This window comes from Chloroflexota bacterium (assembly GCA_014360905.1).
GTDB lineage: Bacteria > Chloroflexota > Anaerolineae > UBA2200 > UBA2200 > JACIWX01.
In genome coordinates, this window is record JACIWW010000019.1 from 43,338 (window position 1) to 58,282 (window position 14,945).

At 52.0% G+C, this 14,945-nt stretch carries 13 protein-coding genes; 3 read left to right on the forward strand and 10 right to left on the reverse strand.

Annotated elements, in window-relative coordinates; translation table 11 throughout:
• Positions 1-117: 117 nt before the first annotated feature.
• The 8 genes from H5T67_08965 to H5T67_09000 form a co-directional block, all read right to left on the reverse strand.
• Positions 118-780 carry a hypothetical protein gene (locus H5T67_08965; GenBank protein ID MBC7245445.1) on the reverse strand — a complete coding sequence of 221 codons (663 nt, stop codon included), beginning with the start codon at positions 778-780 and terminating at the stop codon, positions 118-120.
• Positions 781-1,125: 345 nt separating this feature from the next.
• On the reverse strand, positions 1,126-3,930 hold the full coding sequence (locus H5T67_08970) for a DNRLRE domain-containing protein (protein ID MBC7245446.1): 2,805 nt from the start codon (positions 3,928-3,930) through the stop codon (positions 1,126-1,128).
• A complete protein-coding gene (locus H5T67_08975) occupies positions 3,927-4,631 on the reverse strand; it encodes a class I SAM-dependent methyltransferase (GenBank protein MBC7245447.1) in 705 nt (234 codons plus the stop codon). Before H5T67_08975 ends, H5T67_08970 begins: the two co-directional genes overlap by 4 nt.
• Positions 4,628-5,527 (reverse strand): hypothetical protein, encoded by a 900-nt coding sequence (locus H5T67_08980; GenBank protein MBC7245448.1) that lies wholly within the window; start codon positions 5,525-5,527, stop codon positions 4,628-4,630. The genes H5T67_08975 and H5T67_08980 overlap by 4 nt, the downstream gene beginning before the upstream one ends.
• A 2-nt stretch (positions 5,528-5,529) precedes the next feature.
• Positions 5,530-6,705 (reverse strand): AI-2E family transporter, encoded by a 1,176-nt coding sequence (locus H5T67_08985; protein MBC7245449.1) that lies wholly within the window; start codon positions 6,703-6,705, stop codon positions 5,530-5,532.
• A 4-nt stretch (positions 6,706-6,709) separates the two neighbouring features.
• The gene (locus tag H5T67_08990; GenBank protein MBC7245450.1) at positions 6,710-7,459 is read right to left on the reverse strand and encodes a glycosyltransferase family 2 protein; all 750 of its coding nucleotides are present in this window, start codon (positions 7,457-7,459) and stop codon (positions 6,710-6,712) included.
• A gap of 8 nt (positions 7,460-7,467) precedes the next feature.
• Complete coding sequence (locus H5T67_08995; GenBank protein MBC7245451.1) at positions 7,468-8,565, reverse strand: DegT/DnrJ/EryC1/StrS family aminotransferase; 1,098 nt, start codon at positions 8,563-8,565, stop codon at positions 7,468-7,470.
• Positions 8,566-8,704: 139 nt separating this feature from the next.
• Positions 8,705-9,502 carry a TlyA family RNA methyltransferase gene (locus tag H5T67_09000; protein ID MBC7245452.1) on the reverse strand — a complete coding sequence of 266 codons (798 nt, stop codon included), beginning with the start codon at positions 9,500-9,502 and terminating at the stop codon, positions 8,705-8,707.
• 95 nt (positions 9,503-9,597) lie between these two features.
• On the opposite strand from H5T67_09000, the gene H5T67_09005 reads away from it, so the two are divergent.
• The 3 genes from H5T67_09005 to H5T67_09015 all read left to right on the forward strand — a co-directional run bounded on the left by H5T67_09005 (position 9,598) and on the right by H5T67_09015 (position 13,214).
• Positions 9,598-10,479: a decaprenyl-phosphate phosphoribosyltransferase gene (locus H5T67_09005; protein ID MBC7245453.1), complete on the forward strand. Its 882-nt coding sequence runs from the start codon at positions 9,598-9,600 to the stop codon at positions 10,477-10,479.
• A 51-nt stretch (positions 10,480-10,530) separates the two neighbouring features.
• Entirely contained in the window at positions 10,531-11,847 is a 1,317-nt protein-coding gene (gene der / locus H5T67_09010; protein MBC7245454.1) for a ribosome biogenesis GTPase Der, read from the forward strand.
• Positions 11,848-11,912: 65 nt separating this feature from the next.
• A complete protein-coding gene (locus H5T67_09015) occupies positions 11,913-13,214 on the forward strand; it encodes a hypothetical protein (GenBank protein MBC7245455.1) in 1,302 nt (433 codons plus the stop codon).
• Between the two features lie 84 nt (positions 13,215-13,298).
• Here H5T67_09015 and H5T67_09020 read toward each other — a convergent pair whose 3' ends face one another.
• The gene (locus tag H5T67_09020) at positions 13,299-13,820 is read right to left on the reverse strand and encodes a PDZ domain-containing protein (GenBank protein MBC7245456.1); all 522 of its coding nucleotides are present in this window, start codon (positions 13,818-13,820) and stop codon (positions 13,299-13,301) included.
• Between the two features lie 96 nt (positions 13,821-13,916).
• On the reverse strand, positions 13,917-14,453 hold the full coding sequence (locus H5T67_09025) for a carboxypeptidase regulatory-like domain-containing protein (GenBank protein ID MBC7245457.1): 537 nt from the start codon (positions 14,451-14,453) through the stop codon (positions 13,917-13,919).
• Between the last annotated feature and the right edge of the window lie 492 nt (positions 14,454-14,945).

Consider the following 14,945-nt stretch of genomic DNA (forward strand, 5'->3'; position numbering starts at 1 on the left):
CACCACTAGGGGCTAGTCAAGATGACCAGCCCCCGAAGACAAGCGATCACGAGACGAGAGATAGGGACATGACAATGCCTTTGCAGCTCGAGATCGGGATGTGGGAAATAGCGAAATCTAGAATAGCCGCCTTAGTAAAAAGACCAGAGCTATAAGCACCAACATAACTACCATTAGCTGTACACCCAAGCAGAGCGACTGGCGCCATGCATGGATGTCCAACACTTCGGGCAAGACCGACTGCGTTGGTCGAGCCAAGGTTGGCGTAGCAGTAGGTTGAGCTAGCGGTGACGTTGGGATAATAAACGTTGGCGTCGCCGCCGGCGTCGTCGGAGTAGGCGATGGTGTTGATGTCGGCTCCATTGGTGTTGGGGTATCCGTAGGCGCAGCGTTGGCAACCAATATCCCGTGTACAAAAATTTCGCGATAATTGCCTGTCCGGTTCACCACACGTAAACGCAAACTGTATTTGCCGTCCGGGACCAAGGTGGTATCCCAGGTCTCCAATAGTCCATCGAGCACCTGCGTCTCATGCACTACGCCAATAAGGACCCATTGATTCATAGGGTTTGGGTCTGGCCCATAATGCACCTCATACTTCCAGAATTGAGGGTCAACAGCCGTGCCTACTATCGGAACAACACCTCTCACTACGGAGTTATCCGCAGGCGATGTAATGTTCGAGGGCTGCGCCTGTGCAAGAGGCTCAGCGGCCAAGTCAACCCAACCCCACCCCAGAACAACACACGCAATCAATCCAAGGATGAATGCTTTCTTCATAGAGTATGCCTTCATTACTTCAATCGCTAAGGAACCAGTGTAAGTGTAACACAAAACAGTGAGTGGAGCAAAACTTGCGTTTGCGCCAGTAGATCGCTATCAGATGGTACAAGCGATGTTGACAAAAGGGGGGCTCCTCTGGTAAAAGGGTTGTGGAAACAACGGCACCAGGAGAAGCACCCCACTGGCAGATTTGGCCTATAGAGAAATATACACCGTGAGTCGACTAAAGCAAAACAGCGTATGTTCTGCCTTTTCAGTAAATGGGCGATATTCCCTTTTCACCACCATGCCTTATGCCATGCATAAAGCACTGCGCCTAAAGCCCCGACAATAGTTTTGGGCTTATCGGCGATAAGTGATGATTAGCTTGGGACGTAAACTAGCGTCCGCATACTGTGTACTAGCAAAGTGGAACGTATTGGTTGAATATCCCGCACGCAGCAGAACCCCGTTATTGGCTACGCTGCCATTGACCCAGCTCTGAACAAGTGCGGTCAGGTCAAAGCTGTACCTCTTGCGGATGCCACTTGTGGTCAGCGTGCTCTCCGCCAAGGCGCGACGATCGCTGGTCGTGTCGTTCCCCCCAGGCAGGCCCCATGGATTACCCGACTGGGCCTGATTCCAGGTAGTCTGGCACAAAGCAACACTGCGCGTAATTGCATAAGCACCAACGCTGATGTCAGCACCACTCCAGGCAGTAGCATAGATCTGCAGCGTGGCTTGGGCTATCACAGCATCCGAGGGCACACTGGAAACATCAAAGCGCAAGAGCGCTGCATATTGCTGCTTGTACCCCACTCTGAGCGTACTCTCCATGCAATAATTGTCAGTCGGGCCGTATTGGTAAATGTAGGTATCGTCACTGCCCGTGTAACCGTTATTCCCTTGCTGCAAGGTAATCGTAGTCTCCACCCCAGAGGGGATGGGAGTAGGTGTAGGCGTGGGCGTACTGGTGACGCTTGCTGTAGGAGTCTCTGTAGGCAAAAGCGTGGATATTGCTGTCGGAGTTGGCGTGAGGCTGGCTTGGGTAGCTGTCGCGGTTGGTGTTGCACCTATGCCGTACCGATACGCCACGACTAACTTGGGATGCAGAGGCGGGCTGCCATCCTGGGCACTGGAGAAATAGAACGAGCCACTGGAATATGCAGCCAGCAATAGTACACCGTTATTGGGCAGACCGCCACTGACCCACTCCTGCACAAGCCTAGTGAGGTCAAAGCTATACCACTTGCGAATACCACTGGTGGTTAGGGTACTCTCAGCAGCACCGCGACGGTCGGATGTCGTGTCATTGGCTCCCGGGCGGCCCCATGGATTGCTTGATTGAGCTCGGTTCCAAGTAGCCTCGCAGAAAGCAACGCTGCGCGTAATGGCATAGGCGTTGATAGTAATGTCAGTGGCATTCCAACCCGACGCATAGAGCTGAAGGATAGCCCTGGTGACTGTAGCTCCTGCAGGTATGGGAGAGAGATCAAAGCGCAGCAGCGTCGCGTACTGCTGCTTATAACCAACCCGAAGCACTGAATCCAAACAGTAATTGCTATCCGGGCCATACATATAGATGTACGTATCCTCACTTCCATAGTAACCATCGCTCGCCTGCTGCAAAGTAACCGTGATCTCTGTCCCTGGTGGGATGGGCGAAGGCGTCGGCGTCGGCGTCGCTGGTGATGGGCTGTATTCATCGGCACCAATGTCAGCCTGAGCGACGGAATCTCCATTGCCGTCAATTGGCCTAGCATCACCCTCGAAATCAAAAGAAGGAGCATCTTCGCTGGAACCCGCGTCAATCAGCAAAGAGCTAGCACTAAGATGGTAATCTCCGTTCGCAGGATCTCTGAGAGAAGGGTTGACGCTGAGATTGTTTAGCCCTGGAGTGACACCGCTATAATTCGCAATCAGATTCTGCCAGACATCGTTATAGCGGATAATGGGCATTGCCCTGCCATCACCCCGGATACCATAGGCTTCATAGGCGATGATATTATTTGCTATTCTAGGATTGGAGAAACCAAGCAGGTCTATCCCAACTGCATTAGGGGTGCTGATGCCCCAGAGTGTGTTGTTGATAATATAGGGGGAAGCGCCATTAACCAAGATCTCTGCAAATCCGTTAGCGGTCAATACATTATTCGTGATGCGTGCCATGGCACTTTCGATGTAGATACCATCCCCTCGAACCGCCGAGTTCCCCCGGATCGTATTGCGATCCACAGAAACATTTGCCTGATCAACAATCGCCAATCCTCCACCGACATTGTAACTTTGTGTGCCCAGAGCCTGATTATACGCAATCAGATTACCCTCGATGACGGCTCTGCAACCACTACCAACAGCGGAGATGCCTCCACCAGATGCAGCCGTATTGCTGAGAATGGTGTTACCACGGATTACCGGCCACGAGTTTTCTAGATAAATGGCGCCGCCTCTTGTTCCTGCTGCATTATTGATGAATGTGTTATTGGTTATAGTGGCGTAGTACTGGTCATCATTGTAGACAGCGATAGCCCCTCCATTTGCGGCATAATTGCCAATGAAGGTATTCCCGCTGATAACTGGAGCAGCATTCTGCACAAAGATAGCTCCCCCGCCCTGCCAAGAAAGCACGGTATTGCCCACAAAGACATTGTTGATAATCGTTGGCGATGCACCTTCTACAATCCAGATGCCCCCGCTCTCCCACTCGCCCACACTGTTGCTAATGACATTGTTGCTGATGATTTGCTTTTCATGGGGATAATCAATATGGATGGCGCCATGCGGGGAGTTACAAATAATCGTGAAGCCATCCAACACGGCACCAGTGAGATCCTGTGGATAACCTGCGACGGCGGGGCGTTGCCCATTCCAGATAAGGAAAGTATGCTCAGGACCAGCCCCTTGAATTCTCACGCCACCGCGCATGAAGATATACTCCCGGTACTCACCTGCCCCAACCATGATGGTGTCCCCAGGCCGTGCATTCTCCAAAGCAGTTGCTATGCTAGTGTAAGCACAACCGCTAGGACATACATGGAATGTATCCGCTTTAACGCCATGGGCCCAGATGCCCAAAAGGCACGCGCTGAGCACAATGGCCATGACCAAAGGCATACATCTGGTAGTCGGCGTAGACAGCCTATAGCAATTCCCTGCAATTCGTTTCATTGTGCTTTCCTTTCAGGTGCTTCTGCTGGTTTCTGTGCGTCAATCAAGTCATAATGAACTTGCCAGCGTCGCGTCTTTACATTAGCGAGTCCTAAAGCCTCCAGACTCTTCTCCAGCTTAGCAGGGTGATGAGCGCGTCCCGGAAGGAAAAGGGCGTCAATCCCCACTCGGTTGGTTATCATGAGTTGTCCACCAGGACGCAACACACGCACCATCTCGGCCAGAGCCTCCCAAGGCTTGGGCAAGAACTCCAGAGCCTCTATGCAGGTAACGGCGTGAAACCTGCTGCTAGGAAAGGGGAGGTGCATCGCATCATCCCAGATCCATCCGACACGGTTACTATGTGCGCGTGTCTTATGCTGCGCAATGGTTAACATTTGTCGCGAGAGATCAAGCCCAACAATGCGTCCTTGGAAATCCCATTGCCGTAACAAAGCCAATGGTAGTCGGCCCGTACCCGTAGCGACATCCAGTACCAGCGGTGCAGGGATGTTCTTTATCGCTGTTAACAGCGGACCAGCTAGATGGATGCCATCCTCATGCGGCAATACCTGCTTTACCCGGTCATAACTAGCTGCGCTCCGGTCGTAGAGAGCAACCACTACCTTATTCCCCAGATACACTCCCTCGGTAAGGATCAAAAGCCAGTATAGGATAGCCCCTACTACCAAAACTGTCAATAATGCGCCAATCCAAATCACGGCTTATATCCTAAAGCCAATGCGGCCAACAACATGCTGCCCGCCAATTGCCACTGTATTGCCTGAAAGTACTGTTTGCGTCGCTCCGGCCTCCACAATAGCTGAATCAAGAGTAGCTGCGAAGATGCAAGCAAGGTGACGATCGCAGCAATCACCGGTTGGCCACTGGCGACAAGTCCCACTACTACTACCACTTGTGGCACCAATTGCCAGGCTACGCTTTGACCTGTTCGGTTGGATAGGAAGCAACCACAAAAAACAAAAGCGAAGGATGCCGCCATGACTACCGATATAGGCTGCAAAGCCGCAAAAGCAACGTGTCCCAGCAACCAATTCAGAAACAGCGGAACCGAGATAGAGAACACGGGATGGAAAACCCATCGCCCACGGCTGAATCCCATAGTATAAGCAAAGATGATTCCTAACGCAGCGAAAATAAGGCTTGGCCGGCCTAACTCAGCAGCCACCGTAAGGGAAAAGATCGTGCTCGCCGCCAATTGCACCAGTGGCCTGCTCACAACAGACTCTGCCTCCTGCCACCACTGGGAAAGTAGGGATAATCGGACACCAAGTCGGTAACTTGTGGAGCCTGAGAGCGTGTAAGGCAAAGTCAATATAGGATTTGACTCTGTATTGCCTGACAAGTTGCACAGCACCTTAATGTGCTGCCGGACACGCATCATCGCTCCCCAGACTGTGCCCAGCAATGGGCCAGCCAAGAGTAAGCCCAGAAACAGGCGCAATACACTGCTGCCCGTCCAGGTCCAGTTAGCCGAAGCGATCACTCCGCATATGAATGACCACAAAGGTGCTAGCCATGAAAGGGGTGCGGCAGGGTATAAAGGCTGTCCATACAGGTGTTCAACATCCAGAGAACTCGATTGCCTGGACTTCATAATCACTTCTTCCACAAGGCTCTAACTCGCTGCAGGATGGGAAGCGGTGAAGGAGACTTGGCATGCACCTTGGCCAGAGCTTCTGCGGGCGAAAGTGGTCTGTCCGACAAACGTAGATAAAGATAGCAGGTTACATCGCGAACCGTAGCTATCAGAGGTAAGCAGAGAATAACCCCCCAGATGCCAGCCACCTCATTCCCAATAACAAGGGCGAGGATGGCCAGTGCAGGATGTATTCGGAAAGTTCCTTGGGCAATTTGTGGCACCAGAAGGTAGTTCTCAATCTGTTGCACGATAATGGCCAGCAAAACGACCCACAGCAGTTTGGATGGCGAGGTGGCCAACGTCACCAAAACGGCGGGGATCGCACCCAACAGCGGGCCAAGCACGGGGATGACCTCAAAGACACCTGCAAGCGTGCCCAAAAGCAAAGCGGAGTCTATGTCCAGAATCAGCAAGCCAATTGTGGTCAGAACAGCCACACTGAGGCAAAGGAACAGCTGTCTGCGCAGGTAAGCTCCCAAAACGACATCAATCAAGTGCAAGAGGTTGCGCACATCCTCGCGGTAGGCATCGGGAACAAGTCGGTAAAACTGAGCGCGAATTTCGGGCTCATCGCGTAAAATATAGAACATCCACAATGGAATCACAATCAATCCTAAGACAAAGCTGACGGTGGTAAAAACTACGTTCACCCCCTTAAATATGCCCGTCTGCAGAGTTCGAATCAAGGACTGCACCGTGCTCTCAAAACTATGTTGAATAGCAAGGCGGATATTCTCGGGCACAATTGTGTTATACACATCTAACCAGCCCTGCACAAGATCAGGCGCAGCCCGGTAGACATTTCGGGCAAAATCGGGCAAGCGTTGGAGCAGAGACCCAACTTGTGCACCAATTGGTGGAATGACAGATGTCAATACAGCAAGGACAATGTATACGGTCAACGCATACGCGATAATAACAGACAGGGTCCTTACCCAGCGTCGGCCGCGGGACGTGCGTACATGGTCATCCAGCCAGTTAATAAATGGCAGCATAATGTAAGCAAGAACAGCACCCAGCAAAAACGGCAATAACGCCCTGCGCGCCTGATATAATAGCCAGGCCCCCAGGAGCAACAGGATGGTCGTGAGCAAAGCACGAGCGCGTTGCTTCTTGCTCCAGTTGTTCATCATGTCCCTATCCCTCAGGTTGCTTCGCGCGCTCCAATACCTTCCATTTGCTCAGTGTGGGCTTGAGCACCAATTTCACCCAAAGCCTTATCAGGTCATACCCCACACGGAACGTGCGACGAAAGTTAAAAAACTGCGAGCGACCATAAACGCGATGGTAATGGTGTACAGGAACCTCGGCAATGACAAAACCAGCATCTTGGATTTTTTTCATCATTTCGACACAAATAACCCCGCTGTTGGACTCGAGGTGCACCTTATCGAAAATCTCCCGCCTCATCAAGCGAAAGTCGCAATCCACATCCCGCAATTTCAATCCGAAACTGAGTTTGGCGATCCAGTGATAGATGCGACCGATGACTGTCCTGTACCATGGGTCAGAACGGCTAATCTTATAGCCGTTCACCATATCCACGCCCTCTACGAGCGCAGAGTGGAGTAGCTTCAGCTCCCGTGCATCGTACTGAGCGTCTCCGTCGGTATAAAAGATCAAATCCTTGGTGGCATTGGCAAAGCCAGTACGCAAGGCTCCACCATAGCCCTTATTTCGTTCATGGTGGATTACACGGACATTTTCGTATACCCTGGCCAATTCCTCCAAGATCTCTGGTGTATAATCCACACTGCCATCGTTGACGACAATCACCTCATAGTCATCCGTCAGTTCCCGTAGGGTCAGCAGGGCAGAAATAACCATGCTGGCAATCGTCCCTCCGTCGTTGTAAGCGGGAAAGAATGCCGAAATGCTCTTGCTCATATGCTCTCCTATGTACGCCGCTCACGAATGTATGTAGCAATTTGGCGGACTTTGGCGTCCGTTAGTTCCGGATAAATCGGCAGTGACAGAACCTGTTCGGCATACTGTTCTGCTATGGGAAAAGACCCTAGTCCCAAGTTCAGCCAAGAGTACGCTTTTTGTAGATGAATGGGAGTAGGATAGTGTATTGCGGTTTCTACCCCCCGTTCAGCTAGGTATTTTTGCAGTGCAGCGCGCTCTTTGCAGCGGATCACATACAAATGATACACATGCTTCGCATAAGGCATCTCCACTGGAAGCTCTACCTCGCTATCCCCGAGGAGTGCGGTATAGAGCGCTGCAATATGTCGACGACGTTCATTCCATTTGTCAAGATAACCCAATTTAACGCGTAGTATTGCTGCTTGCAGCTCATCAAGTCGGCTATTCACGCCCAGAAGCTGATGATCATAACGCGTTTTTTGACCACCATTGCGCAATATACGTACCCTGTCGGCGATCCCGGGATTATTGGTGATGACCATGCCGCCATCGCCAAAAGCTCCTAGGTTCTTGCTCGGATAAAAGCTGAAACAGCCAACGTCACCCAGAGTCCCCACATGGCGACCTTTGTACAGAGCTCCATGCGCTTGCGCTGCATCTTCGATCACAAACAAATTGTGCGCACGAGCAATGGCCAGAATGGGATCCATGTCTGCAGGCTGACCATAGAGATGGACGGGCATGATTGCTTTGGTACGAGGTCCAATAGCTTGCTCTAGTTTCTGCACATCTATGTTGTAGGTATCCGGATGGATGTCAACAAATGCGGGGACAGCGCCTGCTGCAGAAATGGCCAAGGCAGTGAAAGTGGCACTGTTCGGTGCTGTAATGACTTCATCCCCGGGCCCGACACCACAAGCCATCAGCGCCAATTGTAAGGCATCAGTGCCATTGCCTACCCCAATAGCAAAGCCCGCACCACAATAGGCTGCGAATTCGCTTTCGAAAGCAGCGACATTCTTGCCCAGGATGAACCACCCGTCTTCAAGCACGGATTGCACCGCATGATCCACTTCGACCTTAATGGCTTGGTATTGAAGTTTTAGATCGCCGAACGGGATCATGATATACCTGCCTCTATCGTCATTTCTCCCCATTATAGCCCATCTGCTACTGGCTGCCAACTATTAATACCTTTCACAATAGGGCCCTATAAAGCTGAATACTCCTTGAAAGCGCACCGCCCTGAGAGTAACGTTTTGCTCATTTTCCACCTTGCTGGAGCGAAGCGAGACAATCCTCAACAAGTTTTTCAAGATGTGGCTGTGCTTCCTCCGTACAGAGCACAAAATGGGCGAGAAACTCTATGTTTCCGGCCGGTCCACGCAACGGAGAGGCTATCACGCCGCGGGCTTGCAAGCCTCTCTGAACTGCCCAGCTCAGGATGTCATACAGCACCGAGCGATGCACGGCAGGATCTTTCACTACGCCTCCTTTGCCCACCTGCTTACGGCCAGCCTCGAACTGTGGCTTGATCAGAGCGATAACCTGGCCGCCTGGCTTGAGCAATCGCATCACCACAGGCAAAACCAATTTTAGCGAGATAAAGGACACATCAATTGTCGCGAGGTCAATTGGTTCAGGCAACTCACTCAGGTAGCGTACATTGACGCGCTCCATAACCACAACTCTTGGATCCTGCCGTAATCGCCAAGCCAATTGCCCATAGCCGACATCGATTGCATACACTCGCGCCGCGCCGTGTTGAAGGAGGCAATCAGTGAAGCCGCCTGTGGATGCTCCTATATCCGCCACCACTAGGCCATGCACATCAACATCAAAGGCGGTCAGAGCAGCCTCAAGTTTTATCCCTCCTCGGCTAACATAGGCTGGTAGCTGCTCAATGCTTATCGTTGCGGACAAAGAGACACGAGCGGCTGGCTTGTCAATGAGCTCACCATTGACGTATACTTGTCCAGCCATGATCAGCCGGCGGCCTTGCTCCCGGCTCTCGACTAGCCCTCGTTTGAAAAGCAGGACATCGAGTCGCTCTTTCTCCACAGCGCTAGGATAAACGCAGACGCTGGATAAGTCAAGTTGACAAAGGGCGAGAATTGGCTATTATTTAAAGAATACGACATTTGCTCACACGGAGGATGCGATTGAAAACGCTCGTCGCACTATTTAAGGCAATGCGACCCAAACAATGGACCAAAAATATATTCGTTCTGGCAGCGCTTGTCTTTGACGGTAAGTTGTTTGTATCCGAATTTCTTCTCAAATCACTAGTGGCCTTTGGCCTCTTCTGTGCCATTAGCAGCGCAGTGTACCTCATCAATGACTTGTCAGATATAGAAAGGGATCGCCAGCATCCGATGAAACGCAATCGCCCTTTGCCATCTGGACAACTGGCTCCTGGTTTGGCTTTAACTGTGGCTGTGCTGCTTGTTGCTACCTCCATGCCGATCGCCTATTGGCTTGAGCCGCTATTTGCAGCGATCGCAGGAACTTACCTGATCACCATGATCCTTTACTCTTTCTGGCTGAAGAACATCGTCATTATTGACGTACTCACAGTTGCAGCAGGCTTTGTCCTGCGTGTGGCAGCCGGTGTCGTGATCGTGAGGACGGCGCGGTTCTCGCCGTGGCTCTATCTCTGCATGGTGCTTCTCGCCTTGTTCATTGCGATCAGCAAAAGGCGCCATGAGCTGGTACTGCTCAATGAGAATGCAAACGAACATCGCAGCATATTCAACGAATACAGCCTGCCCTTGTTGGATGATATGATCCGAATGGTCACAGCCTGCACTGCCATGGCCTATTCCTTGTACACCTTTTCCGCCGCCGGCTTGCCTCCCAATCATGCCATGATGTTGACCATTCCCTTCGTTTTGTATGGGCTATTCCGTTACATGTACCTTGTCCACATCAAAGGAGAAGGAGGCGAACCCGAGGACTTGTTGCTCAAGGATCGGCCTCTTCTCTTGGCAGTTGTTCTCTGGGGATTAGCAGTCATCATCATCCTGTATATCCACTAAACAGTTGGTTGTTGCGCGTTGCTGAGCGAATAGATCTGAGGTTTGGCTTCAATGAAACCCCTGGTGGCGATTGTAGGTCGCCAGAATGTGGGCAAATCCACCCTGTTCAATCGCATCGTGGGAGAGCGCCTAGCCATCGTCGAAAACTTGCCAGGCACAACACGCGACCGCATCTATGCCGATGCGGAATGGCAGGGGCGCGTCTTTACACTCGTTGATACTGGCGGGCTCGTGCTTGGCTCTGACGATGATCTGCTTATTCGCGTGCGTTTGCAAGCACAGCAAGCAATCGCTGATGCGGATGTGATTATTTTTGTCACCGATGTGTTGGATGGAGTCACTCCGGCAGATCAGGAAATTGTTGAAATATTGCATCGCGCACAAAAGCCTGTTTTGCTCGCCGTTAACAAGGCGGATACCCCGCAGCGCCGTATAGAGGCTGCTGATTTCTACTCTCTGGGGCTCGGGGAGGTATACGCTATATCCGCGTTGCATGGTTCTGGCGTGGCAGACTTGCTGGACGCCGTAGTGGCTCTGTTTCCCCCGGTGCCAGAGGAGGGAGAGGTAGCCAAGGCAATCAAAATCGCCATCGTCGGACGGACCAACGTGGGCAAATCCAGCCTGCTCAATGCGCTACTGGGTGAAGAACGAGTCATCGTCAGCGAGATACCGGGCACAACACGCGATGCCATTGATACTGCTCTCAAATGGCATGGGCAATCTATCGTGCTGATTGATACTGCAGGCATTCGCAAGCGTGGCAGCATAGCTCCAGGTGTAGAGAAATACAGTGTATTGCGCGCACTCAAAGCAATAGATCGCGCCGATGTCGTACTATTGCTCATTGATGCCAGTGAGGGCGTGACAGCGCAGGATACACACATTGCTGGCTACATCCTAGAAGCAAGCAAGAGCGTGGTCGTAGTCATCAACAAGTGGGATCTCGTGCCCAAGGACAGCACCACGATGGACTCGTACAGGGAGCATGTGCGTAGCCAGATCAAGTTCATCCCCTACGCGCCCGTGCTGTTTGTCTCAGCTTTGAAACGGCAGCGCATTGATCAAGTTCTAGAGACAGCCATCCGCGTCTATGAACAGCGCTACCAGCGCATACCCACAGGTCAACTGAATGACCTGTTACAGGAATCCATTGCACGCCATAGCCCTCCATCTAAAGGGGGCAAGCGATTGAAATTCTACTATGCTACCCAACCTATAGTAGATCCACCTACGCTAGTGTTCTTCGTCAACGATAGCCGTCTGGTGCATTTTTCCTATCAACGGTATCTGGAAAACCGCATCCGGGAGCGCTGGGGATTTGAAGGCACCCCATTGCGGTTGCGTTTTGAAGGGCGAGAACGCAAGTAGGAGCGAACCTGGGTCGGCCATCTTGCGCAGTCTCCTTCATAGATTAGCCATAAGGTGAAGGCAAGTTGCGACATCGAATAATTGATTATGGTCTGCTGCTGCTCTTGAGCCTGAGTATTGCGCTCTCTGCTCCACGTTTCCATCCAGTACACGTCCCGAATCCCACTGGGGAGGTAGACGAAACAAATGGAGTGCGCGTTGTGTATCTGCGGGGCAGGCCATACGAAATGGGTTTGCAACAAGGTTTCATCTTTCGCAATGAGCTGCGTATGCTCATCCGCAATTACCTTTACGAACGCCTCATCCTTCAGCGTGGAGTAGCACATGTCTGGCTGCTATCCTATGCACGCTTGGTTGCACAGAGAGTCCCCCGTGACCTGCAAGAGGAGATGCAAGGCATTGCAGATGGTGCTGGGTTATCCTATCAGGATGTGTTGCTCTTCAATACAATCCCTGACTTGCTGGCGCTATCTGATCGCTTGCCTACTTGGGAATCTTTTCCCCTGCTGTTCTCGGCGGGACAACAAAATGACACTCCATGGCACTCCGCTTCGTGTCTGGCCTTTGGCGCATGGGGCCGCGCCACGCTAGACAACGAATTAGTCATCGGGCATAGCTTGGATTACCCGGATAAGGAAGCGCTTGCTCCCTATCTGCTAGTGATAGTACGCCAGCCAAGTACGGGAAATGCTTTTGTCACTGTGAGCTTGATAGGCATGGTTGGCGCGTGGACAGGGATGAACGAAGAGAAAATCACAGTGGCATTGACCCCCTCACCTTCGGCAGATGCAACAGTCACTGGACACCCTCTGCCATTTTTGTTGCGACGCGTTCTGCAAAGCGCTGGAGATCTTGAGGAAGCGATTAATCTGATCCTGGCCTCTCCTCGCCTCACTGGTGGTAACGTATTGCTGGGCGATGGCAAAGCGCCGGCAGCCATCGCCCTCGAGTTGTCTGCTTATCGCCACGCTATTTTCGAGGTTGAAGCAGAAAGAGGCTTGCTGGCGCGGACAGACCATTTTGTCCATCCAGAACTAGCATTGTTACAGCAAGACACACTTTCCCAGCAGGAACAGGAAACCAGCAAAGCTCGCCTTAGCCACATGTCGGCTCAGCTCGAGTTCAACCAGGGCTGGATTGGTGTGGAGAAGGCACTCACTTTTCTTGCGGGGGATAGCAGTGCTACATATAGCACCACCCTGGATTCGGAGACAGCGCTCAATTTGGTGCCTCCTCTACAGAGCGTGCTTTTATGCCCTGGCAAGTTCACAATTTGGGTAGCATCGAGCCAGAGCGCAAGCCCGATGTCCTATGTCAGATTGAATTTGAGCCATGTGCTGCTTGAGCATGGCCAGGCGCTCCAGTAAAGCCTGACTTTGTTCACTGAGAAAAAGCACAAGCCCAAAATGTTTTGGGCTTGTTTAGATTCTATGATGCGACACTTATTGCGTTCAATCACCTTGGCGTTGCATCCCTATGAAAGGTATGTAATATACTCCCAGATAGGGCAGATCTGCTTCGTCCGGATGAGTCCCTAGCTTGACTTTCACGCTGCGCTCGCGCCCGCCCCTCCACAAAGTAATCTCAATTCCATCTCCAGGGCGATAGCTGCGGATGATTTGACCTAGCGTGTTTTCTCCCTCCACACGCTTTCCATCTACTGCGATAATCACGTCCCCTACATGGATGCCAGCCTGGTCAGCAGGGCTGCCATCTACAACCTTGGTAACGAGAGCTCCGTTTGCTGTTAGCTTCCAAGGAAAAGCCTCGGGAGGTGAGACCTGGGGCAATTCGGGCTCGATGGGTGCGGGTTGCCGCTCCTCAGGCAGGCGTACAGAGATAGATGCGGCTGCTCTTCGTCCCGCCCAGTATCCGACAAGACCACCCGCAAATGCACCCAGACATGTGCTCAGCAAGACAGCCAAGACGCAGATCACAATGACCAATACATAGAACTTCTTGTCCTGCTTCATGGTTTCTTCTCCTTAAAGCTTATCGGATCACTAGCCGACCAATCTGCTACTCGCACTGCTTTTAGCAGCGGGAAAACGCCCTAACTGCACAGGCGCTTATTGCTCCACAAAATCAATGCGCTGGAAGCAGCCAGAAGTTGCTGTCACCTCCAGATCGCGCGGTGAAAAAGGAACAGATTTCCCGTCCACAATCAGTTCAACAAACTGGACTCTTTGACCTGGCTCCAAGATCCATTCATACCAGCCATCCACATTCGTGGTAGCAGGATTGGCATCTGATTGCCATTCGTATCCGTTAATAGTGATCCTCACCTTTGCTCCAGGAATAACCTTCCCCGTCTTGTCAAAGACCTGTCCTTTGACCGACCCCAGCGAAAGTGCATGAGGGATGCAATTTCTGTACACTAACCTGAACACCCGCTGCGGAGGTGTTGGTTTTTCCGTAGGCGTGGGCGATAAGGTGGGGGCAGGCGTCTCCGTAACGGTCGGCGAAGGACTGGGCGATGGAAACGGAGTTGCTGTCGCTTGAACAAGCGTCTTGGTTGGCGAAGGGAATATGCCTGGAAATGCGCTGGTTGCTGTAGGCTGTACCACGAAACTCTGCCAGACAAGAGCAAGGCGATCACGCAACAAAAACGCGCTTCCAACAAGAATGGCTAAAAACAGAAACAAACTAACTACAGCAAGCAACAGGCACAGCCCTTTTCCCTCGCCTGGCTGTGTTCGACTCGTTGCTTGCAGCCGCCGACCACATTTACCGCAGAACTTGCTATCTCCCGGATTCCAAGCACCACAATAAGGGCAATACATGGCCAACACACCCCCTGCCCGTGAACATAGAGACAGCGCACATGCTGCTCACCTGCTCGTTTACATTATAGCCATCGAACGCTGCACAGGCAAAGTTCACGTGCGCTTGCGCCAACAGATCGTTACCAGGTGGTACAGGCGATTTTGACAAAAGGGGGTGCTCCTGTGGTAAAAGAATTGTGGAAACAAGTGCACCAGGAGGAGCACCGCCTATGGCCGATCTGGCCTACAGGGAAGTATACGCTATGAACCGCTTTCAGGCAAGAAAACTGCTGCTGCAGACCTATCAAGAAACCAAGAGCATCAGCGCCACTG